This is a genomic window from Roseovarius sp. (assembly GCF_040223625.1).
Taxonomy (GTDB): domain Bacteria; phylum Pseudomonadota; class Alphaproteobacteria; order Rhodobacterales; family Rhodobacteraceae; genus Roseovarius.
In genome coordinates this window covers 27,997-40,863 of sequence record NZ_JAVKFX010000013.1, presented here as the reverse complement: position 1 = coordinate 40,863, position 12,867 = coordinate 27,997, and the positions used below count along the sequence as shown (strand labels likewise).

Annotated in this window: 12 protein-coding genes; 1 reads left to right on the top strand and 11 read right to left on the bottom strand. The window is 64.2% G+C overall.

The features are described from left to right. Position 1: 1 nt before the first annotated feature. The 10 genes from RLN94_RS03830 to RLN94_RS03785 all read right to left on the bottom strand — a co-directional run bounded on the left by RLN94_RS03830 (position 2) and on the right by RLN94_RS03785 (position 9,840). Entirely contained in the window at positions 2-622 is a 621-nt protein-coding gene (locus RLN94_RS03830) for a glutathione S-transferase family protein (RefSeq protein WP_350132129.1), read from the bottom strand. A 63-nt stretch (positions 623-685) separates the two neighbouring features. Continuing rightward, on the bottom strand, positions 686-2,275 hold the full coding sequence (locus RLN94_RS03825; protein WP_350132126.1) for an MFS transporter: 1,590 nt from the start codon (positions 2,273-2,275) through the stop codon (positions 686-688). A 471-nt stretch (positions 2,276-2,746) separates the two neighbouring features. Beyond that, positions 2,747-3,415, bottom strand: a complete 669-nt coding sequence (locus RLN94_RS03820; RefSeq protein ID WP_350132124.1) for an MOSC domain-containing protein — start codon at positions 3,413-3,415, stop codon at positions 2,747-2,749. Between the two features lie 52 nt (positions 3,416-3,467). Further along, entirely contained in the window at positions 3,468-4,433 is a 966-nt protein-coding gene (locus RLN94_RS03815; protein WP_350132121.1) for a pirin family protein, read from the bottom strand. Positions 4,434-4,515: 82 nt separating this feature from the next. After that, positions 4,516-5,334 carry an efflux RND transporter periplasmic adaptor subunit gene (locus tag RLN94_RS03810; RefSeq protein ID WP_350132118.1) on the bottom strand — a complete coding sequence of 273 codons (819 nt, stop codon included), beginning with the start codon at positions 5,332-5,334 and terminating at the stop codon, positions 4,516-4,518. Continuing rightward, positions 5,331-5,573 (bottom strand): XapX domain-containing protein, encoded by a 243-nt coding sequence (locus RLN94_RS03805; RefSeq protein ID WP_350132115.1) that lies wholly within the window; start codon positions 5,571-5,573, stop codon positions 5,331-5,333. The genes RLN94_RS03810 and RLN94_RS03805 overlap by 4 nt, the downstream gene beginning before the upstream one ends. 13 nt (positions 5,574-5,586) lie before the next feature. Then, positions 5,587-7,440, bottom strand: a complete 1,854-nt coding sequence (locus RLN94_RS03800; protein WP_350132113.1) for an amidohydrolase — start codon at positions 7,438-7,440, stop codon at positions 5,587-5,589. A gap of 287 nt (positions 7,441-7,727) precedes the next feature. Then, the gene (locus RLN94_RS03795; protein ID WP_350132110.1) at positions 7,728-8,423 is read right to left on the bottom strand and encodes a hydrolase; all 696 of its coding nucleotides are present in this window, start codon (positions 8,421-8,423) and stop codon (positions 7,728-7,730) included. Positions 8,424-8,491: 68 nt separating this feature from the next. Then, on the bottom strand, positions 8,492-8,884 hold the full coding sequence (locus RLN94_RS03790; RefSeq protein WP_350132107.1) for a RidA family protein: 393 nt from the start codon (positions 8,882-8,884) through the stop codon (positions 8,492-8,494). A gap of 119 nt (positions 8,885-9,003) precedes the next feature. After that, the gene (locus RLN94_RS03785; RefSeq protein ID WP_350132103.1) at positions 9,004-9,840 is read right to left on the bottom strand and encodes an alpha/beta fold hydrolase; all 837 of its coding nucleotides are present in this window, start codon (positions 9,838-9,840) and stop codon (positions 9,004-9,006) included. Between the two features lie 502 nt (positions 9,841-10,342). On the opposite strand from RLN94_RS03785, the gene RLN94_RS03780 reads away from it, so the two are divergent. Next, the gene (locus RLN94_RS03780; protein WP_350132100.1) at positions 10,343-11,266 is read left to right on the top strand and encodes an AraC family transcriptional regulator; all 924 of its coding nucleotides are present in this window, start codon (positions 10,343-10,345) and stop codon (positions 11,264-11,266) included. Positions 11,267-11,437: 171 nt separating this feature from the next. Here RLN94_RS03780 and RLN94_RS03775 read toward each other — a convergent pair whose 3' ends face one another. Next, positions 11,438-12,778 (bottom strand): aminotransferase-like domain-containing protein, encoded by a 1,341-nt coding sequence (locus RLN94_RS03775; protein ID WP_350132098.1) that lies wholly within the window; start codon positions 12,776-12,778, stop codon positions 11,438-11,440. Positions 12,779-12,867: the final 89 nt, after the last annotated feature.

Below are 12,867 nucleotides of genomic sequence, written 5' to 3'. Positions count from 1 at the left end.
TTTACGCCCCGGCCTCGCGTGCGAGGATCTTCTGCACGGCGGGATCTGTCCAGAGCCTGTCATGCAGCGCCTGCACGTGGCGGAAATCCTGCAACCCGCCAGGCAGAAGTTTCGCCCCCCAGCGGATCATGGGAAAGGCATAGGCGTCGATCACCGACCGGCCACCTTCCAGTATATATTCCTGCTTCTCGAGCTGACGGTTCAGAACGCCAAGCTGCTTCGAAGCCAGCTTGTGCCCGGCCAGTACCACCGCCTGCCGGGCCGCATCGGTCTTCTCGGTCGTGTAGCGGCTGGGCATGAAGATCGGCCAGAACGAGGCGTGAAGGTCGGAGGTTAGGAAGGCGGACCAGCGATGCGCCTCGGCTTTCGCGCGAAGGCTGTCGCCGCCCGACAGACCGGCCTCGGGGTGCTTTCGGCTCAGGTAATCGAGGATTGCACCGGCCTGTGTCAATAGCCAGCCATCGTCCTCACGAAAGGTCGGAACGGCACCCGCAGGGTTCACGGCCAGAAGCTCCTTGGAACCGAAGGTCACCTTGACCGCGTCGTAGGGGGCGCCGATCCATTCGAGCGCGATGTGCGGGGCCAGAGAGCAGGCTCCCGGGGCGTAGTAGAGTGTGGGCATCTGGTTTCCTTTCCCGGATGAAATACGCGTAGCGGGCCGCGATGTCGCCATCTCCGCCCTAGGTCACGAAGGCCGCAGCAGGTGCCGGACGACAGGCGGCATGTCGCCCAGGTGGAAGTCGAGGAGGATATCCTGATCCAGCTGATCTGCACGGGTCACGCGCGCGTGCTGGCGCTGGTGCTCGATCCAGCTCTCCACGACGAATGTCTCGACGACCCGCCCCGGTTCGGCCACATCCTCCCACACATCCCACCGGATCGCCCCGTCGCGCTGCCGGACAGACTTGAAACGGCGCAGGGCTGCCACGAACGCGGCAAGCCGCGCGGGCTCGACCCGATACTCGATTTCGATCAGAACCGGACCGCGGTCATCGGCCGGCTGTACCGGCACCACGGGCTCCGCCCAATGATGGGAGGGCGCGAGATCGGCGGCCGGTCCCCGGGGTAGCCGCCAGCGCATCGCCAGAACTGTGGCCACAGCCTGCGCCACGCCCGCGACTATCAAGGCCGTGGCCACGCTGGTGCCGGTGGCAAGCGCCCCCCACAGGACACTGCCGCACGTCATCGCACCCTGAAAAGTCAGTAGATATACCGCCAGAGCCCGCGCCTTGACCCATCCCGGCGAGGCCATGTGCGCGGCGAGATTCAGCGACGTCAGCATTCCGATCCAGCCCAGCCCGGCCATGAACAGGACCGGGCCGGCGACCCAGGCATGGGTGGCCAGCGCAAGCGCAAGCGTCGACACCGCAAAGAGCAGTGTCGCCCCGACCGACAGCGGATTGGCGGAAACCCGGGTCCGCAATCGTTTGAGCAGGATCGCCCCGGCCACCGCGCCGGCACCCATGCAGCCCATAAGTACGCCGTACCCAGCCGCATCCAGACCAAGCCCGCTTCGCGCGATGAGCGGCAGCATCGCCCACAGCGCGCTTCCGAACAGGAAGAACCCGACCGCCCGGATCAGCACAAGGCGCATCGCCGGGGAATGACGGGTATAGCGGAATCCGGCCTTCAGCGCGTCGAAGAAATGCTCGGGCGGAAGGGTTTGAACGGCCTGAGGGCGCTTCCAGAAGTACAAGACCGCGAGGACCCCGAGAACCGAAACTGCGTTCAGCGCGAAAACAGCCGGGATTCCGGCCAGGGCCACGATGACACCGCCAAGCGCCGGACCCACGGCGCGCGAGATATTGACGCCGAGGCTGTTCAGCGCGATGGCATCCGGCAGGGCCTGTTTGCCCACCAGTTCCGGCACGATCGCCTGGAACACTGGCGCGCTGAGCGCCGCCGCAACGCCAAGCACGAAAGTCGTGGCCAGCAGGATGCTGGGCGAGACGAGACCCACCGCAGTCAGGACCGCCAGCGTCATCGCCGCTAAAAGGCCGAGCACCTGCGCCGCCAGCAACATTCTGCGCCGGTCCACGATGTCAGCCAGCGCGCCGGCCGGCAGGGCGAGAAGAAACATCGGCAGCGTCGTCGCGGTCTGCACCAGGGCGACCAGCAACGGGCTCGGGGACAGCGAGGTCATCAGCCACCCTGCACCCACGTCATGCATCCAGGTGCCGACATTCGAGACGACGGTCGCAATCCAGAGCGCCCGGAAGACCGGATAGCTAAGTGGGCTTCGGGGCGTGTCCTCCTCTTGCCGCGGCTCAACCATGGCAAGGTTCGGTATCCGGAAGACAGCGCGCTCCGGCAAAGACGGTCAGGATGGTTTCGGTCATGATGTCTTCCATGGCTTGACCGGGCGATCGGACGGATTTTCCGAGCCCGACGACCAGTGGAGGGGTGAAGGATCAGTTGAGCGCCAGGTTACCGACCGGCCTTCTGCCGCGCGGCGCAGATGCTGCCGCAAAGGTGCCGATCTTGCGCCTTCCCGAACGGCGAGGCCAGAAAGCCCGATGCGGCCTCCTCGAGGCGTTGCGCGCGCAAATGTCGGGTCGGTAGGCATTGCAAGACTGACGGAAACGATTTTCGGGTTGCAGCGCCAAGCCAAGTTGAAATTGTCCGGCCGGTTGTGCCCGGCGGGTAAATGGCCGCTCGACGCCGCCGCGGTGCCGGTCAAGGGCTGTAGACATTGGCTCTGGTGTGCGTTTGATGCCGACGGTGGCGAAGGAGCGGCGTCAACTGCCTACGAGTGACCGAGCCGACTGCGCGTATCTTCTGTTGCGTCTCCGTCTGCCATCTTCTCGAATGCCTTCCGCCACCTCTCGGCCATTCCGGACAAACGGGCCAAGATCGCCGCCTCCTCTGGGCGCACCTCGCGCGTCAGACGTGCGGCGGTCACGCGTTCGACACTCCAGTCGGGATGCAGCCGTTCGATCAGCGAGAGGGAACCGCCCGCAGCCACCTCTCCCGGTAATAGAACACGGTAGTACCAACCCGTGCGCCCGGTTTTCTGGAACAGATGGGCCAATTTCGTTTCACCCACATGGGCATTGAGCTTCCAGCAGGGCTGGCGCCCCTGGCTGACCTGTACCTCGGCCGTCCCGACCCTGAAGACGTCACCGATACAGACCGTTTTCTCGGTCAGACCGTTCGTCGAAAGGTTTTCGCCATAGGACCCGGGGAGGAGATCCTCTCTCCCCAGCTCCGTGCGCCATGCCGCGTAATGATCGGCGGGATAGTGATGCAGCGCCTTGTCGGGTCCGCCATGCACCTCCAAATCCGCCTGTTGATCTACGGTGAGGCCCAGCATGGCAATCTGAGCACGCCCCGGAACCGGCTGTTTCCCGATAGCCGATGGCGGTTTGCCGGACCAACGTTCTTTAACGGTCCCTGCAAACACGTTTTCGATCACGAAAGATGGAGTCATGCTGCCTTCAGTTCATGACAAATCCAGCGGGTGGCAGTCAGGCACACAGCGTCTCGCGCCCAGTCGCACGTTGTGGGGGCCTGTCTGTCTCGGGCAGCGGAATGAAATCCGCCTCGTCCCCCGGCACCGTGTCGAAACGTCCTCGGCGCCATTCCTCCTTGGCCTGTTCGATGCGCTCGGGGCGCGATGAGACGAAGTTCCACCAGATGTAGCGAGGCCCCTCCATCGGCTCGCCGCCAAAGAGCATGAGGCGGGCGTCGCTCTCGCTGCGCACCACGGCCTCGGCGCGCGGCGCGAGGATCAGCAGGGTGCCGGGCTCATAGGATTTCCCGTCTACCGCGACGGCACCAGAGAGGATGTAAAGCGCGCGCTCGTCATGCGTGGCCTCGACCCGGTAGGTCCCGCCCGCCGCCAGCGCGATGTGGGCGTAGAGCGTTTCCGACGCCGTCGCGAGCGGCGAGCGTACGCCGTGCAGTTCTCCCGCGATCAGGCGAAGGGTCAATCCGGTGTCGTCGATCCCGGGCAGCTCCGCTTTACCATGGTGGATGAAGGCAGCGTCGCTCTCTTCGGCTGCGGCGGGCAGCGCCATCCAGGTCTGCAAACCGAAGAGCCGCTGCCCGGTGCGTTTCTGTTCGGGCGCGGTGCGTTCGGAATGGACAATCCCGCGGCCCGCCCGCATCCAGTTCACGGCGCCGGGCTGGATCGTCTGCTCGGTTCCGAGGCTGTCGCGGTGCAGGATCTCACCCTCGAGGAGGTAGGTCACCGTCGCGAGGTTTATATGCGGGTGCGGCCGGACGTCGATCCCCTGGTCGGTCAGGAACTCCGCCGGTCCCATCTGGTCGAAGAAGATGAACGGCCCGACCATCTGACGTGCGGTCGAGGGCAGCGCGCGTCGCACGGTCATCTCGCCAAGATCGACGGCACGGGGCACGATGACGGTTTCGACGGCATCGACGCTCGCGGCGTCACCGAGGGTGGGGTCGGGGCAGGGGCTCCAGCTCATGTCTTGGTATCCTTTCGGGGCGGTTTCAGGTTAGCATGCAATTGGGGGGGCGCCAGACGATTTGGTGCGGCCGCGGCGGGGTTCACTGCTCTGCCTCCGCGCCGTGGATATCGGACAGGACCGTGACGATCATGCCCGACCGCAATAGCGCATCGGGGTTTGGAAATTTCGCCCACACCGTCACAGTGCCCGTCTCGGCATCGACCTCGGCACTCGCGGCATGGGGCGTCGCCTCTCCGGGATACACCCTGTCGCCGGGCAGCCGCAGGCGCACGCGGATGCGTTCCAGCAACTCGACAACCGTTCGCGAGCCGGTCGCTTCCAGCGAGTCCAGCCGCTCGGCATAGGGTGCGCGGTACGCGGCGACCGCCGGGTCGAACGCGACGATCGTCGCAAGCGGCGGGGCGGCTTCCGCCTCGAGGAAGGCACCAATGGAAACCGACGGCGGCGAGATGAGGCCGCTGATCGGGGCACGGATGACCACGCGCTCGAGGTCAAGGACGGCCCGGCGCCGCTCAGCCTCGGCCAGCGCGAGTTCGGCCTCGACCATCGCCATTTCGGTGCGGGCGGCGCCCAGCGTAGAATCCGTTGTGATCCCGCGCTCGTGCATTTCCTCCTGACGGGCGGTGCGGCGGGTCGCCCCATCATACCGCGCCCGTGACGCGGCAAGCCGCGCCTCGGAAATCTCGAGCGCCAGAGCGGCATCGGTCGGGTCGAGACGGATCAGCGGCTGCCCGGCGGAGACACGCTCGCCCCCATTGAACAGGATTTCGGCCACGACACCGTTCAGGCGGCTCGACAGCACCGCGCGCTCCGAGGCCTCGATACGGCCTTCGAAGACGAGGGGGTCTGCATATCCCGGCTGAGCGAGGGCGAGCAGGAGCGCGACAAGCCACCTCATCCCCGTCTATCCTCGCTCTGGTGGCTGGCGAAGCGCTTGGCGTGCAGACAGTCGGCCGCGGCCTGAGCCGCCGTCGTCCGGTCCTTGAGCCAGGTGACTGCCGCCTCTCCGACCAGCATGCCGAGCAGACCCAGCAGCGCGATGATCGGCGGTGCCGGCGATCGGGTGCCGAGCAGCGCGTATAGCCCCCCGACAGCGAGCCCGATCGCCAGTGACACCACGTAGGGTTTCCAGTCCATCCCGTCCTCCCCCTCAGACCGCGAAACAGGAGCAGCCGAGGGCGGCCCAGAAGGATTTCAGATCCCTCACCGGAATCGGGTTCGTCCAGGCGATGCCGTGGTCATGGCCGTGAAGTGTACAGGCGCTGCCGCAGCCACATGCGCTGGCAAAGCGCGTTCCGGTTTCCTTCGCAGCCTGCCGCGCACCCGGGCTCGGTACGGCGCCGACGGGGCTCCACCCCGGCGATGCCGACGGCAGCGGCGGCGCCAGATCCGAGAAGTCGCCGTCGCCGTGAACGACGCGGCCGCCGACCATGGTAAGAACCGCGTTGATCTGCCGGATTTCTTCGGACGGTACGCTCATGTAATCCGCCGAAAGCACGGCGAGATCGGCATACATGCCGGGCGCCAGCGCGCCCTTGACCTCCGCCTCGCCCGAGAACCACGCAGAGCCGTGGGTCCAGATCCGCAACGCCTCCTCGCGCGTGAGCACGTTGTCCTCGTCGAAAAGTTGCATGCCACCCAACGTCTTGCCGGTCGTCATCCAGTACAGTCCGACCCACGGATCGTAGGAGGCGACCCGGGTCGCGTCTGTGCCGGCGCCGACCGGCGTGCCCATCTCGATCATCTGCCGGATCGGCGGGGTGGCCTGCGCGGCCTGTGGGCCGTAGCGATCGACGAAATACTCGCCCTGAAACGCCATACGGTGCTGAGTGGCGATACCGCCGCCCAGAGCCGTGATGCGCTCGATGTTGCGCGGCGTGACGGTCTCTGCGTGGTCGATGATGAACCTCGTCTCGAAGGGTTGGCGCTGGTTCACGCGTTCGAACACGGTCAGGAACCGGTCGATCGACTCGTCATAGGTCGCATGGATACGGAACGGCCATTTGTTCTCGGCCAGTAGCTCGACAACTGGTTCAAGCTCGCTTTCCATCGTGGGGGCCAGATCGGGACGCGGTTCGAGGAAGTTCTCGAAATCCGCCGCCGACCAGGTGAGGTTCTCGCCCGCCCCGTTCATACGCAGCATGTCCGAGCCGGAACCGGGTTCGGTCATTTCCACCCAGCGCTCATAGTCCGAAAGCTCCGCACCGGCAGTCTGCGCCAAGAGGTTGTAGGCGATCCGGACGGTCAGCTGGTCCGCGTCGTCGAGCTGCTGGATGACGGCGTAGTCATCCGGATAATTCTGCCCGCCGCCCCCCGCGTCGATCACGCTAGTGATGCCGAGCCGGTTCATCTCGCGCATGTAGTGGCGGGTGGAGTTGATTTGGTCCTTGAGCGGAAGCTTAGGTCCCATCGCGAGGGTGGAATAAAGGATCAGAGCCGAGGGTCTGGCGACAAGAAGGCCGGTGGGATTTCCATGGTCGTCCCGCTGGATCTCGCCGCCCGGCGGGTTCGGCGTGTCCTTCCCGAACCCTAGCACCTCGATCGCTGCGCGGTTGATCAGGGCCCGACCGTAGAGGTGCAGGATGAATACCGGTGTGTCGGGAGCCGCGGCGTTGATCTCGTCCAGCGTCGGCATGCGTCGCTCGGCGAACTGGAACTCAGACCAGCCACCGACGACACGAACCCATTGCGGCGCAGGGGTGCGGTCCGCCTGTTCCTTCAGCATCCGCAGTGCGTCGGCGAGCGAGGGCACGTTTTCCCACCGAAGCTCCATGTTGTAGTTGAGCCCGCCGCGGATCAGATGCGTATGGCTGTCATTGAGGCCGGGGATGACCCGCCTGCCGCCTGCGTCGATCACCTGCGTGTCCGCGCCGGCGAGGCGCATGATCTCGGCGTCCTGTCCCGTCGCAAGGATGCGACCGTCGCGGACCGCAATGGCGGCGGCCTCCGGCGTGGCGGGGTCCAGCGTTGTCACGCGGGCGTTTCTGATGATCGTGTCGGGCATTCCGTCCTCCTCGTTGGATTGCGCCCACGCCCTGCCCGGCGCGACGAGGCCAAACGCCCCGGCCGCGGCAGCTGTGGTAGCGACCCACCGGCGGGTGACCGGCCAAGCGTTTCGTACAGAGTTCTGTCTCGTCTCGTGCATGTCTCGCGTCCTCGCGGCTCTCGTCTCCCCGATCGGCAAACAAGGGCGGGCCTGCGCATGGGGGGCGCAGGCCCGCCAGATGCGCCGGGTGGGAGCGGGGCGGCCGCAGGGAGGCAACGGCCGCCGGACCCGGCGCAGCGGGAACGTTATTCGGCGGCGGCGGCCGATCCGGCGACCACGGGCGCAAGGCGCTTTGCGTGCTCGACACGCTCCGGCGCCTTGTGGACCATGGTGTAGGCATAATCGACGCCCATGCCGTACGCCCCAGAGTGTTCCCGAACGATGTCCATCACCGCGTCATAGGTATCGCGATGCGCCCAGTCGCGTTGCCATTCCAGCATCACCTGCTGCCACGTCATCGGCACGACACCCGCCTGGATCATGCGCTGCATCGAATAGTCGTGCGCCGCCTGCGACGTTCCGCCCGAGGCGTCGGCGACCATGAATATCTCGTAGCCGCCCTCAGCCATCGCGCTGAAGGCGAAGCTGTTGTTGCAGACCTCGGTCCATAGACCGGACACGATAACATTCTTTTGACCGTTCTTCGCCAGCGCATCCCGCACTTTCTGATCGTCCCAGGAGTTCATCGAGGTGCGCTCGAGCAGCGGATGATCGGGAAAAACCGCAAGCAGCTCCGGGTATGTGTGCCCCGAGAAGCTTTCCGTTTCGACCGTCGTGATCGTGGTCGGTATGTCGAACACCCTGGCCGCCCGGGCAAGGGCCACCACGTTGTTCTTCAGGGCCTGGCGGTCCATCGACTGTACGCCGAACGCCATCTGTGGCTGGTGGTCGATGAAGATCATCTGGCAGTTCTCGGGCGTCAGCAGGTCAGGCTTGTTCATGTGATCTCTCCTTGCACGTCTGCTTGTTTTCTCGTCTTTCGTTTCTCGGTCCGGCGCGCGGCCGGATGTCACCCCGGTATTCGCGCAATCACCTTGATCTCGAAATCGAAACCGGCGAGCCAGTTGACGCCCACCGCCGTCCAAGTCGGATAGGGCGCCTTGGGAAAGGCTCCGCTCTTCACCTCCATGATCGACGCGAACTGATTCTCGGGGTCGGTATGGAACGTGGTGACATCGATGACATCGTCGAAGCCGGCGCCGGCGGCGGCGAGTACGGCTTCGAGATTTCTGAAGGCGAGCTCGACCTGGCTGCGGAAATCGGGCTCCGGCGTGCCGTCTTCGCGGCTGCCGACCTGGCCGGAAACGAACAGTAGATCGCCCGTGCGAACCGCTGCGGAATAACCGTGCGCCTCGTAAAGCGCGTGACGGTTGGCGGGGAAGATTGCATTACGCTTGGACATGGGTCTGATCCTTTCTCGCCGAGGGACGCTTGTTCGCCGGCCGAGGCAGTGGAACGTCGGGATAAGTTCTCTGGGAAACCGTTGCGGGGCGCGATCGAAGCCACGCCCCCGCCGTTGCCTCACGCGACGATGAATTCCAGGATGTCGGCGTTCAGCACGTCAGCGTTGACCGTCAGCATCCCGTGCGAAAACCCGGGATAGGTCTTCAGCGTGGGGTTGGGCAGCAGTTTCACCGCTTTCTCGGCCGAGGCCGCGATCGGCACGATCTGGTCATCCTCGCCATGCAGAACCAGGGTGGGCACGGTAATCGCCTTCAGATCCTCAGTCTGGTCGGTCTCCGAGAAGGCCTTGATACCGTCGTAATGCGCCTTGGCGCTGCCCATCATGCCCTGGCGCCACCAGTTCTGGACGACCCCTTCGTGCACTGTCGCGCCGTTGCGGTTGAACCCGTAGAACGGCCCGGCAGGCAGATCGCGGAAGAACTGCGCGCGGTTGCCAGCGAGGGCAGAGCGGAGGCCGTCGAAGACCTCCATCGGGGTGCCCTCGGGGTTCGCGCCGGTCTGCAGCATCAGGGGCGGGATGGCGGCCACAAGAACGGCCTTGGCCACCCGGCCCGCAGGTTCGCCGTGCCGTGCGACATAGCGCGCGACTTCGCCGCCGCCGGTGGAGTGGCCGACATGCACCGCATTGCGCAGGTCCAGCGCCTCGGCCACAGCAAAGGCATCGGCGGCGTAGTGATCGATATCGTGCCCGCTGTCGACCTGCTCGGAACGGCCGTGCCCGCGCCGGTCATGGGCGACCACGCGATACCCTTTCGACAGGAAGAACAGCATCTGTGCATCCCAATCGTCCGAGCTGAGCGGCCAGCCATGGTGAAAGACGATGGGCTGGGCGTCCTTGGGGCCCCAGTCCTTGTAGAAAATGCGATTGCCGTCGGGGGTGGTGACCTCTGCCATTACAAAATCTCCTTTGGTTTGAGCCTGAGCAAGACTTGGAAGGGAGAAAGCACTCGCAGCGGCGAAAGCGCCGGCATAGTACAGAGCCGTGCGCCGCGTCAGCATCGTGCGGGACAGATCATTGTTGCGCATTGGTGATCCTTTCTCCTTGTCGGACGTCGCCGGTCTGCAACAAGCGGTGTGTCCGGGTAATAGGGCTCAGCTTATCCGGCCCCGGCCCCCCGGGCGTTGCCCGTTCTGCTGCACATGTGCCGAACTTGCGCATTACTGCACCCGGCGGGTTCAGCGCGTGCACCGAATGAAATTAACGGGCCGCAGCTTGTGGCTGCCGGCGGATGCCGCGACAGTCAGCGGCTTCCTATATCATTTCGGAATAGGTCGGTAAAAACTCGGTATTTTACGAATAATGCCGGAAAGCGTACCGTGACCCCGAAATAAAGCGCTCGGCGCGCAGCATCAAAGTGCGCCTTCTTCACCGACCTGTAAGAAGAGGCGAACAAGGATGACATCCCCTGCCTATGCTTCGTTTGCCCAATGGTACGAAAAAGGCCATCTCGCATCCTATGTGCGGGAAAGAAAATCCGCCGGCGGCGTCCTCAACCTGCTCGAGGCAGAGCAACCGGCCGGGGACGTGTCGGATCCAGCCGTACCGGATTTCGTGCTGCATCAGGACATAAACGGCGGTACGCGTTTCCGTGGCGACCTGGGTGCGGGCGCCTTCGACGTCACAAGCGACAAGGGCGGCTTCTTCCTCGCGGCACCAAACTTCAAAAACAGGATAATCGCCGGCTCCAGCCATCAGGTCCGCAGCCTGGCCTTTCCCCTGTCGCATTGGCAAAGCGCATTCGACGAAGCGAATGTCGGCCAGGCGGTGTTCGACCGGCCGGACGTCTTCAGGGGGACTTTCCATTCACCGGAAATCCGCTCGTCGATCAGACGCCTCTGGGCGATCTGTGCGGACGAGGGTGTACCGTCACGCCTGCTGGCCCGCGCCGCCGGATACGAGATCATATCGCACCTGTGCCGGCTTGGCGGTGCGTCGCTCGAACCGGCCAGGGGCGGTCTCTCGCCCTGGGCAAAGCGACGATGCGTCGACCTCATGCATGCCCGATTGTCGGAAGACATCACCCTCGAGGAGCTTGCGGCCGAGGCGCAACTTTCCCCGTATCATTTCGCCCGCATGTTCAAGCAGGGCCTCGGCGTGCCACCGCGGGTTTACCTGACGCAGTTGAGAATGGAAAAGGCCTGCGATCTGCTCGAGCATACGGAGATGCCGGTCACGGAGATCGCCCTGGAGGTCGGATACTCGTCGAACCAGGTGCTCGCCCGGGTCTTTCTCAAGAACAGGCGCATGAGCCCGACCGATTATCGGCGGGCTGTTCGGGAGCCGGGCAGGATACAAACGCAAAAACAGGCCATTGCATGATTTGGCTCTTCCGACATGTTTGATCCGCCTTCGGCGAGGTTGAAGCAGGCTTTTCTAACCGTTGTGGCCGCCTTTTAATTTTGGTCGGATCACCATGAACTCCAGGGTTCGTCGCAACACGATTTCGCAGTCGTTGATGATCCACACAATGCCTCGGATGACTCACCGAGACTAGGTCAGCGTGCGCAGGAAGGAATAGAATCGGCTGTCCTGTACACGGCTCCAGTTGACGCGCATGGAAGGGCGGTTCGACTGGCCCGAGACCCGGAAGAGACTGCCCGGAGCAAGCAGAATACCTTTCTGCGCCGCGTGGTGCGAGACCTCCATGTCGTCGAGCCCCTCCGGAAGGTGGACATATCCATAAAGCCCGTCATCCGGGGGCGCGAAAAGCCGGAAGCCGAGCCTTTCCATCTGTTGCATGCCCTCCCTGCGTTCGCGGTCCAGCCGCTTGCGCAGCGAAAGCCTGAGCTTTTCGAACCGGCGCGACAGGATCGCCTCGGCAATCAGGCGTTCGGTGTGGCTGGAGCTGTTCACGGCGAGAATCATTTTCAACTCGGCCATGCTGGCCGCGATTTCCGGCTCGGCGATAAGATAACCTGACCGGAGAGAGGGTGACAGGATCTTGGAATAACTGCCGATCTGGATCACGCGACGGAACTGGTCCAGTGCTGCGAGTCTCGTGCCGCGGACGCCGGGCAGGTCGATGAACGGGTCGTCGTCGATCACCAGCATCTCGCACTGGTCCGCAACCTTCAAAACCGCGTGTGCCGTCGGCAATTCGATGGAGCAGCCGGTGGGGTTCTGGGCCAGCGACTGGGTGAAAAACAGGCGCGCCCAGTGTTTTTTGGCTGCAAGTTCGAGGGCCTTCGGGTCGGGCCCGGTGGGGGTTCTGGGGATGCCGACGAAATTCACCTCGGACAGCTTGAGCTTGGAGAAGAGGGGGTAATAGCCCGGGTCATCGACGAGCACGGTGTCCCCTGGTCTGGTAAAGCGGCGGATGACGAGATCGAGCGCATTGTTCGCGCCGAAGGTTGTGACAATCTGGGCCGGGGTGGTCATGATGCCCGCCGCGACCTGCGTGGCTGCAATGCATTCACGCAGAGCCAGAAGGCCGTGGGGCGAGCCATATCCACCTTCGCCGGCGGGCAGGGTGATGGCGGGCATGCTGGTCATCATCCACGATTCCGGTGGTCGCCCATCGCCGGCCAGAACCGTGTAGGGACGGTCGAGTTGGACGTGGAGAAGCGAGACCGTATCGCTGGCCTCGCGCAGGTTCGTGGGTTCGGCAATGCTGGGTGCGAGCCGCGTCACGTAGAAACCCGAACCGCGCCGCGACCGGGCCAGGCCGTGAGCGACCAGCTTGTCGTAGACCGTGACCATTACGTTTTTCGAGGCGCCGAACTGATCCGAGGCTTGCCGGAGCGACATCAGCTTCGTGCCTTCGGCCAGGTCGCCGCTTTCGATCCTCTGGCGGAGGGTCTGGAAAATCCGTTCAGTCTTGCTTTGGGTCATCCTCAATCTGTACCTATTATAAAGTAGGTACAGATATAATTATTTTCCTAAACTGTACCAATACATCTCCGCCAATTTTCGGGAAGGTC